We start from the raw sequence: 16,925 nt of genomic DNA on the forward strand, positions 1-16,925 counted from the left end.
CTCGCTTGATTAAAGCTTGGTTATACGAGGACCAATTGGTTGTACGATAGATTTTAGGTGTAGGCTTCTTCATCTGGAAATTATATTACTGAAGAAGCCTTCAAGAATAGCTTTGTGCAACAAAGCCAATCAGATATTTTATTTAAAAATCAAGAACAAGAATAATCAGTTGCTTAAAAACTAGGAATTACACAATATGGAGAAATTTTTAAAACATAAAATTATTTATATTTATTTTGGTTTTCAAATAATTATTACATTCTTATTTTTTGAAAGTTATTTCTCATATATATTAATATTTAATGGAGGTGTACTTTTTTCTGTAAGCGCTTATCTAGAAAATAAGAAAATACAGTCTTTTTTTATCATTCTAGTAATGCTACTAAGCTTAATTTATGCTTGTCTGTCATTGCTCTATAAAAATCCCAATTATTATTGGAATAATGGTCAAGTCTTTGAAGGTTACTACTTGATTAAAGAGACAAAAGTTAGAACACGGCAAATGGGGAGTATGACGGGAAGGGATAGTGTAATTGAACCATCATCTTATAACAGTCTAACATTAGAAAATAAACAAGATAAATCAATAATTCTAGTTGAATGTTCAATTTCAGAATTAAGTTGCCCATTTTATAATAAAATTGATCAAGAAATTTATATCAAATATATTCAAAGCAATTTTTTCTCAAGAAATTATGCTTTTTACCTTAAAAACAACAATATTATTTATGATGAAAAATATTTCAATAAAAAATATAAGAAAGAGAATTATTTAAAAATATTTTTTATTATATTCTATTTAGGAGGTTGTTTTTTATTCACATACAAATTAATTAAAAATAAAAACATATCCTTAGATTAGGTTGTTATTTGTTCACCATCTGATTTTGATTCATTTGGCTAGCATTTTTCATCAATTTCTTAATATTTTATTGTCAATGAAAGCCATTCCACCATCTAGTGATAATTTAACCAAATCTAAGTTAAGCGCTAAAATTTTCACACTTCAGTCCGCCTCAAAGATGACGAAAGTGTTTTCAGCCGTTATCCCGCGACTGATGCAGAACGATTTCTCCTTATACAGAGAACGACATATAAGCCATTCATAAATATAAGCTATTTTTTAGACAAAGCCTATGTTTCCTAAACGCTACATTTACATTCAACTTTAGTGTTAAATTGATTATTATTCACGCGCTTTTATGCTAATTTAGAAGTGAAAAATTAGCATTTCATATACAAATATCCGTATGAAATTACTAGGTTTTATTCTTTAAAAAATACAGCTAATATCAAGGTATGGGCTGTATTTGAACAGTGATACATTAGAACAGCAGTTTGTACATAATCAGAGTGGATAATAAGGAGAAACAACAATGGCTTACCAAAACATTTTAGTCCCAGTAGACGGTTCCGAAACTTCATATGCAGCAGTTGCGCAAGCGGCTGAACTTGCAAAAGCATTTGGCGGTAAAATTACAGTCGTTCAGGTGCTTGCACTTGACCCTTATATTGCGGCTGAATATATTTCTGCAACTCAAACCAATGACTTAATTGAACGTGCGCGTACTTCAGTTTTGAAAACATTAGAGGAAGCAGCAGCTAAATTTAGTGATCTCGATATTCCTGTTGAAGCAAAACTACTTGAAGGTCAGGTGATTCACCGTGAAATTATCAGAGAAGCTGAAACATCTAAGGCAGATTTGATTGTGATCGGCTCTCATGGTCGTACAGGTTTAAAGCGTTTATTCCTAGGTAGCGTTGCGCAAAGTGTTTTAGGTGAAGCGCACATTCCTGTTTTAGTTGTTCGTCAGTAATATATCAAATGCTCTACTTCCACGGAGGTAGAGCATGTCTATTTTAAATATTCCATTGAAACTCTTTCATTTTCACTTTATCCCCAACCACTAAAATACCCTCTGCCATAAGTAACTGTGCTTGAATATTCTGTCCCTGATCATTGAGTTTACTTAGGCTAATTTTCCCTTGTGAGTTAATGACCCGATACCAAGGCAAACTACTGTCTGCATCCATATGTTTCAGCACATAGCCCACCAAACGTGCATGTTTTGGGATGCCTGCTAAGCGTGCAATTTGTCCATAACTCGCTACACGACCATACGGAATTTGGGCAATCACTTGAAAAATCATGGGTGCCAATTCTTTAACTATCGCCTCCGCCATGCAGACCTATCCTTTTTTTGACGACTAAAAATAACTCACCATAAAGTCACGAATAACAATTTTCTAAAAATTCGTGTGCAACTATAATTATTTTAGAAAAAGTTGCATTTTTCTACATAATTTTACACTACGCTACATACAAAATAATTTTATTTTTCTTTGGGGTATTTTAATGGGACATCCGTTCTACTATGGAAAGCTGAGCATACTTAGCTCTACCTTACTCAGTATCAGTTCATCCATATTTGCACTTGATACAAGTGCTCCCCCTGATAATGAATCGACCCCAAAAGTTTTACCCACACTCTCTTTTAAAGCGGATGACGAGCCACAAAAGCAAAAAGATGATGATATTAGTGCTGTAGCCAAAACAGTCATTACCCGAGATGAAATGCTGCAATATGGCGATCAATCGGTCATGGATGCTTTACGCCGCTCTGCAGGTTTTCAGCTTCCAACACCTGGGCAAGATCCTCGCGGTGGTGGTGGTGCTTCTGGAATGCGTTTTCGCGGCGGTGCTGGTCCCACATTTCTAATTAATGGTGAGCCAGTACAAGGGGGGCCTCGTGGTGGGATGTCTATTATTGATACCCTTACCCCTGAAATGATTGAACGCATTGAAGTGGTTAAGCAACCAAGTGTTGCCCAAGCTTCCGTTGCATCATCAGCCGTGATCAATATTATTCTAAAAGAACCTCTGAATAATCGCTTAAGCGGTTCAGTCAAAGTCGGTTATGGCAAGTATGAAAACTCTGAAAAACAATCTAAGAGTGAGCAGAAAATCAGTGTCCAAGCCGATGGCCGTGACAATGCTTGGTCATATAGTGTTGCTGCAAATCAAATGTGGGTTGATAATACGTCGCTTACTAAAACTGAAACTGCAACTGAAACGCGAGAACAATTACGTACTCTTAACCGTACCATGCAGATGTTTATGCCACGTTTAGAATATGAGCTTGATGATCAACAAAAATTGATTGCTGAATTATCCTATCGCAACATGAAAATAGAAGGTTCTTCTACCAATCAAACTCAAGATGATAAAAATGATAGCATTCGTTTAAACACACGTTATGAGCGTAAAGACAAAGATCTCAGCGATAAAATCAAATTATCTGCTGAACGCCAAACCGAAACTCAACTCACACGCTCACCTCAAAATACCATTTATACCGATGAAACCATTCATGAATATGGTTTAGCTTATGATGGTATGCGTAAATTAGACCCAGATCGTCAAATTAAATTTGGTACTGACCTACGTAGTAATAATCTAGAGAGCAATGTCAGCGAAAGCTTAGATGAACAACGCTATGCCCTCTATGCTGAGGGAAGTTGGCGTTTTACAGATCGTCAAACTGTGACTTTGGGTGCGCGCCAAGAATGGTTGAAACGCTCAGGTTTAGTCAATTATCAAGATCAACATTTGAGTCCTGTACTGGCTTACCGTTTTGACTTGACTGAGCAATGGTCGATCCAAACCAATCTCAGCCAAGCGTTTAACACTCCAAAGACTGAACGCCTTGTTTCGAATGTGACTGTTTCTACAGATAGTGATGCGGGTTCATTAAACAACCCTGATCGCGGTGGCAATCCAAACTTAAAACCAGAAAAAATCCGTGCTGCCGAATCAACACTGGCTTATGACTCAGCAAGTGGTGGTGTTAGCTTAACGGCGTATCACCGTAAAATTAAGGACTACATCGAAAAAGTGATTGCACTTGAAGGCTCTCGCTATGTTGAGCGTCCACAAAACCAAAATGAAGCAACAACTTACGGCGTTGAGCTTTCTGGGCGTTATGCGTTGAAACAAACGGATGCGGGTCATTCATTTATGCTGAATGGGCAAGTATCAACCATCCGTGCCAAAGTTGAAGATGAGCAACACAATCAACGTTTAGTGAGTGATGTTGCACCCTACAACACAAGCGCAGGTTTATCTTATAACTTTAAGCCATGGCAACTTTCTACCAGTATCAATGTGAGCTATACACCTGAATTTACGCGTGGTTTAGATGGTCAACCTTATGATCGAACCACCAATGAACGTTTTGGTGTGGATCTGAGCGCAACTAAACGCTTTACTGATGGTTGGGCAGCAAGTTTGAATCTGAACAATGTATTAAGCACGGATTATAAAGAACGATTGACCAATCAGTCTGACGGCAGTTTATATCAAGCAAGAACCAACCAAGGCATGCCTAGTTTCCAATTCTCTCTTGAGAAGAAGTTCTAAATTTCTCTGCTAGGTTTATTCTTGATCAACACAAGCCAGCTATTTTTATAGCTGGCTTTTTAGATTTCAAGCTAGGTATTAAAAATCGAATTATGAAAATTCCTGATATTGGAAATGCTATGATCTGTATTCTACTTTCATCAGTGCTTAGAAGATAATATGAGAGCCGAACTCAAAACCAAAATCGTACAGGTCTGCGATGAAAAAATTGCAAAAAAAGGCAGTAACGTTGGACTTTCTTTCTATGCCTTTTTTGCCAATAAAAATGATGATCCTGAACGCTTAATGGAAGCTGCCCATTGGTGGATCATCGAACATCGACTGAATCATTTTGAGAAAGCTGACAAGATTAAAGCACTGGTCTTAGCCCAATCCGATTAATCAAACGACTTAATACACATCGCGTTGATAACGCTGTTCATGCTTAAGCTGTTCTACGTGCTCATGCCCTAAAATCTCTTTGAGGACTTGATCCACACCGCTCGCCATGCCTTGCAAACTACCACAGACATATATCGCTGCACCTTGTGCAATCCATGTCTGTAATTGAACCGATTGTGTTCTTAGACAATCTTGCACATAGACTTTTTCAGCCTGATCACGTGAAAAAGCATAATCCACCTGATCCAGAAAACCATGCTGCTGCCAATAGCGAATCTCTGTTTGGTATAAATGATCAAACTGCTGCTGTCTTTCACCAAAAATCAGCCAATTGTTTTTATATCCCCAATGCTCACGTTGACGTAAATGTGCGACCAGACCTGCGATTCCCGTACCATTGCCAATTAAAATCAGTGGTCGCTCATCATGAGCTAAGTGGAAACTTGGATTATGACGAATATTAGCTTGCAGTGATTGATCTTGCTCCAACCCCACCGTCAACCAACCTGAACCTAAACCTAAACCTGATTCAGTCTGTTGCTGCCTCACCACTAATTCAATTAAACCATTTTCAGGCAAACTCGCAATCGAATATTCACGCTGAGCTAGAGATTCAAATTGTGTAATCCATTCTGCAAATGGAAGCGAGGCTCTAGGTGGTAGTTAAATTTAAGCGGCGTAGTTGAGGAATGAAATCCACTGCATCTTTTTGCTGTTGTGCTACTAAAAAATCGTGAATATCAGTCGTATTATTTTCACATTGAATTTCTAAAATATCACCTGACGACCAAACCAAATCTTGTTCGAAACTCAACTGAATTTTATAAATTGCGTCCCCGATACTGCCTTTATTCAGGCATTGGCGATGAGCAAATTTTAATTCCACACTCTCTTTTTCAATGGATAGCGCTGAAAACCGAGTGGTGGTTAACTGCTCCAAGCCCAGTAACCATTGTTCTAAATCATGACTATTGAGTTGATCCACAAGAACTGTCGGAAATAAAGTCTGTGCTTGTTGCTTCAATAACCATTGTTCCAATGTTTGTCCGAACTGACAAAAATTCGCATAGCGTTTATCGCCCAATGCAAGCACTGCGAAGGATAAATGCGATAAATCTAAAGATTGAGACAATATTTTATGGACAAATGACTGGGCAGCATCAGGTGCATCACCTTCTCCATAGGTACTCACCACCCATAGAATTCGTTGATGTTCGGTTAAATCAGCAATACTCAATTCTTGAATATTTCGAATTGTAGTGTGATGATCAATTAAACGTAATTGCTCAGTCGTATGCTTTGCCCAAGATTCAGCATGTCCCGATTGACTGGCATACACCACTAAATAAGCAGGGTGATCTTGATTCGCTTTTTGCTTAGCATGACGTTGTTGCCATAACAACCAAACGATTATAAAAAGATGTAGGCTCAATAATATTGCCAATATCACAATAATCGTCAGTACAGCTTGAGTCATCCTTTCACCTTAAATAGCAGACCAAATGAGCAAAATAATTGCCGCTAAACTACATGCCGTTACAAGCAGATGCGTCACTAAACGGGTTTTGATGGTCAGGAATAGAATATAGCCTGCCAACGATAATAAAATTATGATAATTGCACTAATATCAATTAACCAATGCCAAGCCGTTCCAACGTTTTTTCCACGATGCAGATCATTCAATAGTGAAACAGTAGTGGCTGATTTCTGCGTCATCTCAACATCACCATTGTCGAGCAATACCCATAGGTCTGTTGAACCTGCTGGGCTTTCGAGACGAATCATCACCTCACCATCCATCACTTCGCTACTTTTATAACGACCAATCAAAGGTTGTTTTGTACGAACATATTCAACAATACTTTGACTTGGGTTCTCTTGTTTTTGCAGAGACTCAACCAATGTAGACGGTAAAGTAAATGTGGTGGTCTGCTCCGCATTCTTTGATTTAAACCAATCAGGGTTATTGAGAAATAGACCTGTGGCAGCAAAGAAGATCAAAACGATAAAGGCAAAGGCAGAAAGCCAACCATGCACATAACGTGCATGGCGGTAAAAATCACGGCGTTGATACAAGGGACTAGCCTCATAGATGGAGTGATGCTAAAGCTTAAGCACCACGTTGGAAATTCAATTTAACTGTACCAATCTCTGCTTGAGCAGGAAGTGTTTGTGTCGCTGATTTTGGTGTGATATTCAACTCAATGGTTTGATAAGAGTGATCACCATGTTCACGCGAGGTTTCAATATGAATGATATATTTACCCGCTTTCACCATTTTACCCACTTCGTCTTTACCATCCCACGCCAACTTATATTGTCCTGGTTGACGTGAAGGTTTTGCAACTGCATCTAGGTTTGGCATTTGACGACCATATCGACGCCACCAAACATAGTTAGAGTTAATCCACTTCTCATCTTTACCCCAAACCGCTAGAGTGCGCACAATCTTTTTATCACTGTCCGTCACCCAAACTGAAACATAAGGCGCACGATAGTTATCGACAGCAATCTTTGGAATATTCACTTCTAACTGAGCTTGATAGCCCTTTGGCCAAGCGGTTGCTGCGCCATTCGCCGCAACATGACGCATTAGAGCAGGTTGATTGGCATCTAATAATGATGACCATCCTGAACTTTGATAACGTGTACCATCTGTTGCAACAAGTTGAGCCTCATAACCGACGAGTTGTTCAATCAATTGCATGCCTTCAGGCGCAGGCATTGCGGTTAATGCCGTTGCCAATGCATCTGAATCAGCAGCACATTGTCCAACGACAACACATTGTTCAACGTTCTGAATCGGTTGCCCTGTGTGTGGGTTTAACAAATGTGATTGATCTGCGAATCCACGATAGCCTTGACCACTAAAAGCCACTGCTTGATTTTTCAGGTTGAGTACCTGAGTTGGTGCAACATTATCAAAACGTTCATTCGGGTCTTGTATACCGACTTTCCAGCCTGCTTGTTGAGGTGATTGCCCCCAAACACGCATATCACCACCAATATCAATCAGAATCCCTTGTAAATGTGGCACAGCTTGTTTTGCCGCCAACAAAGCACGGTCAATCACATAACCCTTAGCATAAGCATCAGGTGCGATTTTAACTGCTGATGGTGTTTTAATCTGCTTGGTTACAGGATTCAGTTCAATACTCTGAGTTTGTAACTGACGCAATAATGATTCTTGAGTATTGTCATCCAAACGTTGAACTTGATTGCTTTGTTCCCATAGCTGGATCAATTGCCCCAAACGTGCATCAAAGCCGCCACACGTTGCACTGCGCCATTGTTCACAAGCTGCGACAACATCATAAAGCTCAGATGAAGCCGAAATTTGGTGTTCACGATTTAATTGGCTAATTTCACTATCATCACGCCAAACTGAAAGAATCTGATCAAGTCGAGCAATTTCTGTCTGAATCGCTTGTAATGCCTTTTCTGCATCTTGTTGCTGAGATGTCGTAACCACAACATCTAAAGAAGTGCCTAGCACATGATCTTGATGAAAACGATAACTTGGTGCTTGAGCTGACTCTGATTGTTGTATCACATTCTCACTGAGACTTCGCTCATTGGCTTGAATCGCTGTGATTGGTGACATGAATACAGCCAACGCTGCCATCAACGGTGATAAACGGAAGATTATCTGTACTGGGCGGAAAAGTTGTTGAGTTGATGACATACTAGGGGTTCCATGCTCCAAGACTTACTTCAAATTTAGTGCTGTATAAATTTTAAAGTAATGTTCTTAACTCTATCTTAATGCTCATCTGGTGTTTAGCGATATCACAGTTTAAATGCTGACCATATTTTTAGTAAAATCAATAAGATCAATCAAAATTTAGACGCTACACAAACAAGGGAAATAACTTTTAATTGATCATCTATTTTTTCAGATGGCTGATTAAAAATTTATCGAAATAATATTGAAATTGATACTCGTTATCAAGTAAATTGTCACAAATATTTGCCATTTTTGCTTATTTATCTTTATAAGGAAGTCTCATGCGTCAGTTCATTACGATTGCATTACTGTCTGCGCTACCAACATTAAGTTTTGCTCATACCGCTAGCCCTTTTTTATTGCCAGAAGTATTTGATAGTAAATCTGATAGTGTAAGTTTCCAAAGTAGTATCACTGTAGAAAAATTCTTTGTTCCAAGCCGTAACTTCAAAACCAGTTATCAAGTTACAAATCCCAATGGTAAAACTGAATCAATCAACGCCGCAGCAGAACTGAAAAAATTTAATATCGCTGAGTTCAATTTAAACGATGACGGCACCTATCGGATCCGTACAAAAGAGGCGACGGGGAACCCAACCAAATATGCTTTAGTTGATGGGCATTGGCTACGTGTACGCCCACCACGTCCTGCAAATGCAGCACCAATGCAACAACCGCCAGCAAATGCTGAACAAAAAGCCCCTCAACAAGCCCCTGCAAATCAGCCACCTCGTTTTGTTGCGGAAGACCAAGTTCCTGCAAATGCAAAAACTGTACAAACAACCAATATCTATATTGCTGAAAGTTTTGTGACGAAAGGCAAACCAAGCCCAATCCCGAATGTTGAAAACAAAGGTTTTGAGTTTAAGTTTTTAACTCATCCTAATGAGCTATTTACAGGCGAATCATTAAAAGCACAAGTTTTGATGAATGGCAAAGCCGTTCCTAACTTAGAGGTTGATGTATTTAAAGGTGTAAGTAGTTACCAACCAAATGCAAAACGCGACCAACCACCTGTAAAAACCAATGCGAAAGGTGAAGTAGAGGTTAAATTTAATGAAGCTGGTATTTATTTAATTACGACAGCCTATCCAGAAGCAAGCCCAGACAGTACCAAACAACCTGCCGCTCAAACCTACACCTATAGCGTGACTGTAGAAGTAACAGAATAACTCGATTTGGCACTTACAACCCTGTAAGTGCCACTTTATTCGATTGTGTCATTTAGTTCGTTTCACATACCATCTTTTTATTCTCTTACTCATCCTTATATTTACGGCTCACCATTCACAATACGAGCAGATTAATAGCGTTCTTGCATAAGTCGTTTTTTGAGCTGTATTGAAATCATAATGAAAATTCTCTCTCCTTTTTAAACGGTAAGGTTAGAGATAGTATTTATATGAAGAATATCCCTTCATCCTCACCTTATCACCAAGAGAGAAGTGACTTTCGACACTTATTTTGTTGCCAGTGAATAATCATTTTTTGACTTTTGTAAGAGCTCTAATACAGTCACATAACCATTACACGCGTACTGCATCTAATCCATTTCTTTCCTAAATCAAAAGTAATCAAACAAAAAAGCATTTTCATTGAAATTTAATATTCTCTGAAAATGCCTGATATAAATGAAACTCAATACGTTTCATCATCTATTAAATGTATAAAAGAACATGTATATCTCAATTATGGTATTAGTACAGCCAAATAACTAAAAATTATCAGGACTTTCCAAACGTTTCACTTCTTGGACTCGCTCAGGATTATGCACTGCTGCAATACCATCATCGGCTTTGATATCAATCAAGGCCTCTGGCTGATAAACGATAATAGTTTCATTGCCTTGCGTATCTTCACCTATGATGTACTTAAACCCTTTACGGTTCATCCTATTGCATAATCGTTGATACCAGCCCTTAAAACCAGTCTTTTCCTCATTCGGATTGTAGTAAAAAGCATTCATAACTGCTGGTAATCCCAAACCACAAACAACCCCTGAGAGCAACACTGCGATAAAGGTATAGCCTATCAGGATACTGCTGTATTCGCTCAACTCGGGTACGTTGGCAACAGCTAAGATCAGCGCTAGAGAAATTCCCCCACGTACCCCACCCCATGACAGAATAGCCAAACTACCGTTATAGCTTTTCTTACGGAAAGATGGGAAAAAAGCAAAAGATAAATAGTTGGCTGCAAAACGTGAAGCATGCAGAATAATAAAAGCGACGATGCCACCAAAGATCAAACTAAAACTGAGATCTAAAATAAACAGTTCCAAACCAATTAAGGTGAATAAGAACGAGTTAATAATCCCTTCAACCGTATGCCAAAAATGGTTTACTTCACGTATTTCACGTTCTTGTAAAATTTCTTTCCACTTGTTCCCTACGATCAAACCACCTATAACGCATGCAATCGGTGCTGAGGCATGCGCAAACAATGCAACCAAATACGAACCACAAGCCAAGAGTGCTGTGGTTAAAATGAGGGATTCCATTTCGTGCTTACCACGCAGTAAACGCAGAATTCCTAAACCAAATGCCCAACCAATAATAACAGCGACAAAGATTTCATAGAGTAAGGTCTGTAATACACCTATAACAGTAAAGTTTTCACCTTGTAAGACATTTAATAAAGTCATAAACAAGGCAATACACATCGCATCATTAAACAGTGATTCGCCTTCGAGCTTGACCATTAAATGATGTGGTGCACGTATAGAACTGAGCACGCCTTTGATCCCAATCGGATCCGTTGCACCCAATGCGGCACCCAACAGTAAAAGTACCAATAAATCGACATGCTGCCCAATCAGGAACTGATAACCATAGAGCGCCACCCCAAAGAACACAGCACACAATACCAGCGCAATACTGGCTAAAATACTGATCGGTTTCCAATGACTACGTAAATCTGAAACTTTGAACTTCAATGCGGATGAGGTCAAAATGAAGCAGATCACACCATTGATTAGAAAGTCATAAAAATCAATGTGCCGTACAGCATCTTCAATGTTATGAATATTGATGGTTATAAACTGATTGCCACTTAGCAGACTTGCACCCCACTGCAAAATAAAGACAAAAATAGCAGAAACAATCGGCACGCCGATGGCTTGGGGAAAACCTAAAATACGTTTATTAAAAATAGTGGTTGCAATAGATAATGCAAAAATAACGGTAAAAACTTGTAGAAAAAAATAATTTCCCATTGAACTTCCAAATTGGGCGGTGGGGCTGATTACGACTTTAGATCCTTATTAAGACCATAAATAATGATGCCATAAACATGCTTCGTCAAAATATTCTAATCATTTTTCAGTTCAACGCCCGAAAAAAATAATTTTTTTAACATTTCTTTTGATGATGAATTAACATAGTGCCGATGCATGTCTTTTATGCGTGATCTTCCCCATTTTTAAAGTTTGATCTCCTATGCCATTCACCTTTAAAACAGTCTTTCGAATGTTCTTCGCACTGATTATTTTCTTAACAACTTTTGCGTTGTTCTTGACTTGTTTTGCTAAAGGCAAAGATATCTGGCAAGCAGACCAGAATTTTGCCGCAGCACAAACTTTTAAAATGAACTCTAGCCCTGAGCAAACTTTGGTTTTACTTTCAAATAATAAAGCCCCAGATGAGCATATTTATTTGCATGTGGCGAATCAAGGCTATATTGCTAAACTCAGTTGCGATCATTATTTAACTGACATTTGTGTGGATGACTACAACGAACAACATACCCGTCAAATTCAGTCCATTGAACTTTTCAAAGCAGGTCCGTTTAATTATATCCAACAAGTCAGTTATCTCGACACTCGTACTCAGCAAATCAAAACGTTGCGTTACACAGCAGAGCAGATTCAACAATTTTACCGTGCGGATGTGAGTAACTTAAAGTATGTGATTTTTGGTGTATTGCTATTTGCACTCATCGCACTTTATGTGAGCGTGCGTATTGCACGAAACTTTAAACAATTCTTAAACCGATAAAAATCCAATATATCGAAATAAAAAAAGGCGTTTAATCGCCTTTTTTATTACAAATAGCTTAAATTGCCTGATTAAAGGTATCACAACTGTTGAGCTGGCCAGATTTGAATCCTGTCTCAAACCATTTCATACGTTGCTGACTGGTTCCGTGGGTAAAGCTATCTGGCACAACCTGACCAGTTGCACGCTTTTGCAAGTAATCATCGCCAATCTTATTTGCAGCATCCATGGCTTCTTCAATATCCCCCTGTTCTAAGAACTGAGTACGTTGATTATTATGATGCGCCCAGACACCCGCTAAACAGTCAGCTTGTAACTCTTGGCGTACTGATAAAGCATTGCCTTGAGTTTGTGAACCCTGCGCACGTGCCTGCTGCACCTGTTCAGAAATACCCAAAAGCGTCTGAATATGATGCCCGACTTCATGCGCGACGACATAAGCTTGAGCAAAGTCACCCGCTTGGTCTTGACGGTTCAGTTCTGTTTGGTTTTGTTCACCACCAATCCCCATCTGTGTACGCATATCTTTAAAGAAAGCGGTGTCGATATATACTTTTTGATCTGCAGGGCAGTAAAACGGTCCCATCGCAGATTGAGCAGTACCACAACCTGAATTCACCGCGCCAGAAAACATCACCAACTTCGGTGGGACATATTGCTGCCCTAACTGCTGTTGGAACACTTGGCTCCACGTGTCCTCGGTATCTGCCAGTACTGTCCCAACAAATTCAATAGCCTCTTGCTGGTCAGGTGTCGGATTCTCCAAACCTTGAGTTTCAGATGCTCCCGTTTGAGCCGTCACTTGCTTGGTGGCTTGATACGCCTGCTGTGGGTCGACGCCCAAAAACTTCCATGCCACAAATGCCACAATCAACCCTAAGATGCTGATCCCACCTGCTTTAACACCGCCACCACCGCGACGATCTTCTACATTACTACTGACTCGACGTCCCTTCCAACGCATAGCACGCTTCCTTTTTCTAATTCATGCCTAACTGATTCAGTTTATGCCTTTTTTGACGTCGGCCAAACTTTTTTAATCAAACTTATGATAGCTAAAACAATCAAACCCGCCACAAAACCAATCACCAGATTTATCAGTGTTGGTGTCAATGCACCTACGATGCTACCCACAGTTGGGATATGTTCAGCATAATCCACTGAACCTTCAGTGAAATGATGTAATAAAGGCACACCATGCGAAATGATGCCCCCCCCCACCAAAAACATCGCGATCGTTCCCACAATGGTCAAAGTCTTCATCAACTTCGGTGCAAAAGCCAATAAACCACGACCAATACTTTGCTTCACAGAAGACGCCTGTTCAGTCAAATACAATCCCAAATCATCAATTTTGACAATCATTGCGACAAAACCATATACCCCTACTGTCATAATGATAGCAATTACGGATAGCACCATGACTTTGGTCGAAAAAGTAGCAGCAGCTACAGTTCCTAATGAAATCACCACAATTTCTGCCGACAAAATAAAGTCGGTACGAATCGCCCCTTTGACCTTATCTTTTTCAAAAGTTGCCAAATCCGTTTCAATCGCTGCTATTTCATGACTAGCTTCTTCTTCAGTTTTGGCTTTTTTATGATGCAGGCTGTGTAAAACTTTCTCCACCCCTTCATAGCATAGAAATAAACCACCAATCATAAGTAAAGGCGTGATCAACCACGGGGCAACCACACTAATCAACAGCGCAGCAGGGACTAAAATCAGTTTATTAATAAATGAGCCTTTGGCCACCGCCCAAACTACAGGCAACTCACGGTCAGTACGAACTCCACTCACCTGCTGCGCATTTAGAGCTAAGTCATCACCAAGAACCCCTGCTGTTTTCTTCGCTGCCATTTTACTCATGACAGCAACGTCATCTAATATCGTGGCAATATCGTCTAGTAATATTAATAAGCTACTCGCCATTTATTTTTATCCATCTTAAGAATTTTGACATTTTAATCTGTGATTTAGCCTTTTGAATATTTGTTTTTTGAAATTTGCCTGAATTTTATATTTTTTTCGCTCCCATTTTTTTAACACTGACATTCAAAAAGATTATGCCGTACAATGTCTGCATTCTTTGAAAATAGCATGTCGCTAAGACGACTTTGGAAAAAAGTAATGAGTAATCAAGACAACCGTCCTGTGATTTTGACAGGCGACCGTCCAACGGGACAACTTCATTTAGGGCACTTTGTAGGATCTTTACGTTCTCGCGTAGGTTTACAGGATTCTCACCATCAGCATTTACTCTTAGCAGATGCGCAAGCTTTCACAGACAATGCTGATAACTTTGAAAAAGTACGCCGCAATATTATTGAAGTTGCTACTGATTACTTAGCCGTGGGTATTGACCCAACCAAAACCACCATTTGTGTGCAATCCAGCTTACCTGCACTGAATGAACTGACTATGTTGTATCTCAACTTTGTGACCGTATCTCGTTTAGAGCGTAACCCAACCATCAAATCTGAAATTCAGATGCGTGGTTTTGAGCGTGATATCCCAGCGGGTTTCCTATGCTACCCAGTTGCACAAGCAGCAGATATCACCGCATTTAAAGCAACGGTTGTACCTGTGGGTGAAGACCAAATTCCAATGATTGAACAGACCAATGAAATCGTGCGTCGTTTAAACCGCCAAATTGGTCAAGAATTACTTCCAGAGTGTAAAGCGCTACTTTCGAACGTAGGCCGTTTACCAGGCTTTGATGGCAAAGCCAAAATGTCTAAATCGTTGGGTAATACGATTGTGCTTGATGCATCAGATAAAGACATCAAAAAAGCAGTTAATGCAATGTACACTGATCCGAACCACTTACGTATTGAAGATCCAGGTCAAGTCGAAGGCAATATTGTATTTACTTATTTAGATGCTTTTGATCCAAACAAAGAAGAAGTTGAAGAACTCAAAGCACATTATCGTCGGGGTGGCTTAGGTGATGGTACTGTGAAAAAACGCCTTGAAGGCGTGTTGAAGGAACTGATTACCCCAATTCGTGAACGTCGTATGGAACTTGCAAAAGATCCTGATTACATCATGGATATTTTGAAAACAGGCACAGACAAATGTCGCGACATTACGCAACAAACTTTAGATGAAGTGAAATCTGGTTTAGGCGTATTTCACTTCTAAAGTGATTCGCAATTAAAATACGTTTCAATGAGCGACTAAATGCCTTTCTCTTTGAGAAAGGCTTTTTTGAATATAAAATAAGCTATTTTCAACTTAAAAGTGACATTTTACGTCGCTTGTTAACCTAAATTTACAGTACTTAACGTGAATACTCATGAAATAACCGTCCTCAGCGATTATTATAACTTCATAGCTTAGATTAACCTCTGAGATATAACATTTCTCCTTTTTACCGAAACTGTGTAACAACAGATTCGTAGTTCTACGCAATGAAAACCCCAATCATTGCGTATTTTTTTGTCTGAATTTTATAAAACCACATGCAAACTCTTGCCAATTTATGCTGTAACTCGCTTAGACATTCATTAATTTGGGTGCTATGCTAAAGTTCAGTTTTAATACAATTCTGTTTAAAAATTTATACTTAACAGACAACAGCATAAAAATAGAGAATCTTTCAAATGTGGGAATTATTTACTCACCCTTCTAATTTAATTTTTAGCATTTGTTTATGCCTCATGTTTCTATTGGGGCTTCTGGAACTGATTTTATTGGTTTTTGGTGGAGGTTCACAAGGTTTACTCGACCAATTCTTACCCGATGATCTCAGTACGTCTAAAGATGTTGATATTGCTTTAGATGCTGATCAGGGTTGGCTGAATGCTTTATTAGACTGGCTCTTTATCGGCCGTGTTCCTTTATTGGTCTGGCTGATTATCTTTCTGACTTTATATAGTTTATCTGGCTTTATTCTGCAATCCATAATTCAGAGCTTCACTGCCACATATTTCAGTGCATGGATTATCGCACCACTTTGTCTTGTCGTCTCGATGCCTTTCATTCGCTATAGTGCAATGCTGATTGCCAAGATTTTACCTCAAGATGAAACCACAGCCATTTATAGTGAAGAGCTGATTGGTCGCACAGCTTTGATTGTTTTGGGAGAAGCGAAAGTCAACTCGCCTGCGCAGGCACGCGTAAAAGACCAATTTGGACAAACCCACTATATTATGGTTGAACCCGAAGCTGATATTCATTTTTCACAAGGTCAAGAAGTCATTTTGACCCAAAAAACCCATATTGGCTTTAAGGCCATTTCCGTTTAGTCACTTTTTAATTCTTCATTTATAACTCTTAGATTAGCATTTGAAGTGCAACACCATGTTGTTGCCATAATACCTGACTCGGACTTTTAAAGCTGAGTCTTTTTCTTGGGCGATGATTCAAACGTTGAGTGATTTCTGAGATATATTCATC

Annotated in this window: 14 protein-coding genes and 1 pseudogene; 8 read left to right on the forward strand and 7 right to left on the reverse strand. The window is 39.1% G+C overall.

Features of this window, described 5'->3' with window-relative positions; genetic code table 11:
* Positions 1 to 196: 196 nt before the first annotated feature.
* Together GBI16_RS15555 and GBI16_RS15560 are read left to right on the forward strand one after the other, a co-directional pair.
* Positions 197 to 862, forward strand: coding sequence for a hypothetical protein (locus GBI16_RS15555; RefSeq protein ID WP_086208057.1), 666 nt, complete (start codon positions 197 to 199; stop codon positions 860 to 862).
* A 514-nt stretch (positions 863 to 1,376) separates the two neighbouring features.
* Complete coding sequence (locus GBI16_RS15560; RefSeq protein ID WP_086208058.1) at positions 1,377 to 1,817, forward strand: universal stress protein; 441 nt, start codon at positions 1,377 to 1,379, stop codon at positions 1,815 to 1,817.
* A gap of 43 nt (positions 1,818 to 1,860) precedes the next feature.
* Here GBI16_RS15560 and GBI16_RS15565 read toward each other — a convergent pair whose 3' ends face one another.
* Positions 1,861 to 2,184 carry an MGMT family protein gene (locus GBI16_RS15565; RefSeq protein ID WP_086208059.1) on the reverse strand — a complete coding sequence of 108 codons (324 nt, stop codon included), beginning with the start codon at positions 2,182 to 2,184 and terminating at the stop codon, positions 1,861 to 1,863.
* Positions 2,185 to 2,356: 172 nt separating this feature from the next.
* Here GBI16_RS15565 and GBI16_RS15570 point away from each other — a divergent pair, with 172 nt between their 5' ends.
* Positions 2,357 to 4,420 carry a TonB-dependent siderophore receptor gene (locus tag GBI16_RS15570; RefSeq protein WP_151707410.1) on the forward strand — a complete coding sequence of 688 codons (2,064 nt, stop codon included), beginning with the start codon at positions 2,357 to 2,359 and terminating at the stop codon, positions 4,418 to 4,420.
* Between the two features lie 159 nt (positions 4,421 to 4,579).
* Complete coding sequence (locus tag GBI16_RS15575) at positions 4,580 to 4,801, forward strand: DUF6500 family protein (protein WP_151707411.1); 222 nt, start codon at positions 4,580 to 4,582, stop codon at positions 4,799 to 4,801.
* 9 nt (positions 4,802 to 4,810) lie between these two features.
* Here GBI16_RS15575 and GBI16_RS15580 read toward each other — a convergent pair.
* The 3 genes and pseudogenes from GBI16_RS15580 to GBI16_RS15590 all read right to left on the reverse strand — a co-directional run bounded on the left by GBI16_RS15580 (position 4,811) and on the right by GBI16_RS15590 (position 8,487).
* A pseudogene (locus tag GBI16_RS15580) lies at positions 4,811 to 6,278 on the reverse strand (sulfite reductase subunit alpha).
* Positions 6,279 to 6,287: 9 nt separating this feature from the next.
* Positions 6,288 to 6,878, reverse strand: coding sequence for a PepSY-associated TM helix domain-containing protein (locus tag GBI16_RS15585; RefSeq protein ID WP_151707412.1), 591 nt, complete (start codon positions 6,876 to 6,878; stop codon positions 6,288 to 6,290).
* A 34-nt stretch (positions 6,879 to 6,912) separates the two neighbouring features.
* Positions 6,913 to 8,487, reverse strand: a complete 1,575-nt coding sequence (locus GBI16_RS15590) for a DUF2271 domain-containing protein (protein WP_151707413.1) — start codon at positions 8,485 to 8,487, stop codon at positions 6,913 to 6,915.
* Positions 8,488 to 8,810: 323 nt separating this feature from the next.
* Between GBI16_RS15590 and GBI16_RS15595 the strand changes: the two genes are divergently transcribed.
* Complete coding sequence (locus tag GBI16_RS15595) at positions 8,811 to 9,701, forward strand: DUF4198 domain-containing protein (protein ID WP_151707414.1); 891 nt, start codon at positions 8,811 to 8,813, stop codon at positions 9,699 to 9,701.
* Between the two features lie 542 nt (positions 9,702 to 10,243).
* Here the strand turns inward: GBI16_RS15595 and GBI16_RS15600 are convergent.
* Positions 10,244 to 11,743: a sodium:proton antiporter gene (locus GBI16_RS15600; RefSeq protein WP_086208066.1), complete on the reverse strand. Its 1,500-nt coding sequence runs from the start codon at positions 11,741 to 11,743 to the stop codon at positions 10,244 to 10,246.
* A 223-nt stretch (positions 11,744 to 11,966) separates the two neighbouring features.
* Here GBI16_RS15600 and GBI16_RS15605 point away from each other — a divergent pair, with 223 nt between their 5' ends.
* Positions 11,967 to 12,524, forward strand: coding sequence for a hypothetical protein (locus GBI16_RS15605; RefSeq protein WP_151707415.1), 558 nt, complete (start codon positions 11,967 to 11,969; stop codon positions 12,522 to 12,524).
* Between the two features lie 58 nt (positions 12,525 to 12,582).
* On the opposite strand, the gene GBI16_RS15610 is transcribed toward GBI16_RS15605, so the two are convergent.
* On the reverse strand, positions 12,583 to 13,488 hold the full coding sequence (locus tag GBI16_RS15610; protein ID WP_086208068.1) for a neutral zinc metallopeptidase: 906 nt from the start codon (positions 13,486 to 13,488) through the stop codon (positions 12,583 to 12,585).
* A gap of 41 nt (positions 13,489 to 13,529) precedes the next feature.
* A complete protein-coding gene (locus GBI16_RS15615) occupies positions 13,530 to 14,456 on the reverse strand; it encodes a DUF808 domain-containing protein (protein WP_086208069.1) in 927 nt (308 codons plus the stop codon).
* Between the two features lie 198 nt (positions 14,457 to 14,654).
* Between GBI16_RS15615 and trpS the strand changes: the two genes are divergently transcribed.
* Positions 14,655 to 15,668, forward strand: coding sequence for a tryptophan--tRNA ligase (gene trpS / locus GBI16_RS15620; RefSeq protein WP_086208070.1), 1,014 nt, complete (start codon positions 14,655 to 14,657; stop codon positions 15,666 to 15,668).
* Positions 15,669 to 16,129: 461 nt separating this feature from the next.
* Positions 16,130 to 16,774 carry a YqiJ family protein gene (locus tag GBI16_RS15625; protein ID WP_151707416.1) on the forward strand — a complete coding sequence of 215 codons (645 nt, stop codon included), beginning with the start codon at positions 16,130 to 16,132 and terminating at the stop codon, positions 16,772 to 16,774.
* Positions 16,775 to 16,925: the final 151 nt, after the last annotated feature.

The organism is Acinetobacter sp. TUM15064 (genome assembly GCF_008980265.1).
GTDB lineage: Bacteria > Pseudomonadota > Gammaproteobacteria > Pseudomonadales > Moraxellaceae > Acinetobacter.

Coding starts and splice junctions, on each gene's coding strand:
- GBI16_RS15555 (WP_086208057.1), top strand. CDS start 197: ATGGAGAAATTTTTAAAACATAAAATTATTTATATTTATTTTGGTTTT.
- GBI16_RS15560 (WP_086208058.1), top strand. CDS start 1,377: ATGGCTTACCAAAACATTTTAGTCCCAGTAGACGGTTCCGAAACTTCA.
- GBI16_RS15565 (WP_086208059.1), bottom strand. CDS start 2,184: ATGGCGGAGGCGATAGTTAAAGAATTGGCACCCATGATTTTTCAAGTG.
- GBI16_RS15570 (WP_151707410.1), top strand. CDS start 2,357: ATGGGACATCCGTTCTACTATGGAAAGCTGAGCATACTTAGCTCTACC.
- GBI16_RS15575 (WP_151707411.1), top strand. CDS start 4,580: ATGAGAGCCGAACTCAAAACCAAAATCGTACAGGTCTGCGATGAAAAA.
- GBI16_RS15590 (WP_151707413.1), bottom strand. CDS start 8,487: ATGTCATCAACTCAACAACTTTTCCGCCCAGTACAGATAATCTTCCGT.
- GBI16_RS15595 (WP_151707414.1), top strand. CDS start 8,811: ATGCGTCAGTTCATTACGATTGCATTACTGTCTGCGCTACCAACATTA.
- GBI16_RS15600 (WP_086208066.1), bottom strand. CDS start 11,743: ATGGGAAATTATTTTTTTCTACAAGTTTTTACCGTTATTTTTGCATTA.
- GBI16_RS15605 (WP_151707415.1), top strand. CDS start 11,967: ATGCCATTCACCTTTAAAACAGTCTTTCGAATGTTCTTCGCACTGATT.
- GBI16_RS15610 (WP_086208068.1), bottom strand. CDS start 13,488: ATGCGTTGGAAGGGACGTCGAGTCAGTAGTAATGTAGAAGATCGTCGC.
- GBI16_RS15615 (WP_086208069.1), bottom strand. CDS start 14,456: ATGGCGAGTAGCTTATTAATATTACTAGACGATATTGCCACGATATTA.
- trpS (WP_086208070.1), top strand. CDS start 14,655: ATGAGTAATCAAGACAACCGTCCTGTGATTTTGACAGGCGACCGTCCA.
- GBI16_RS15625 (WP_151707416.1), top strand. CDS start 16,130: ATGTGGGAATTATTTACTCACCCTTCTAATTTAATTTTTAGCATTTGT.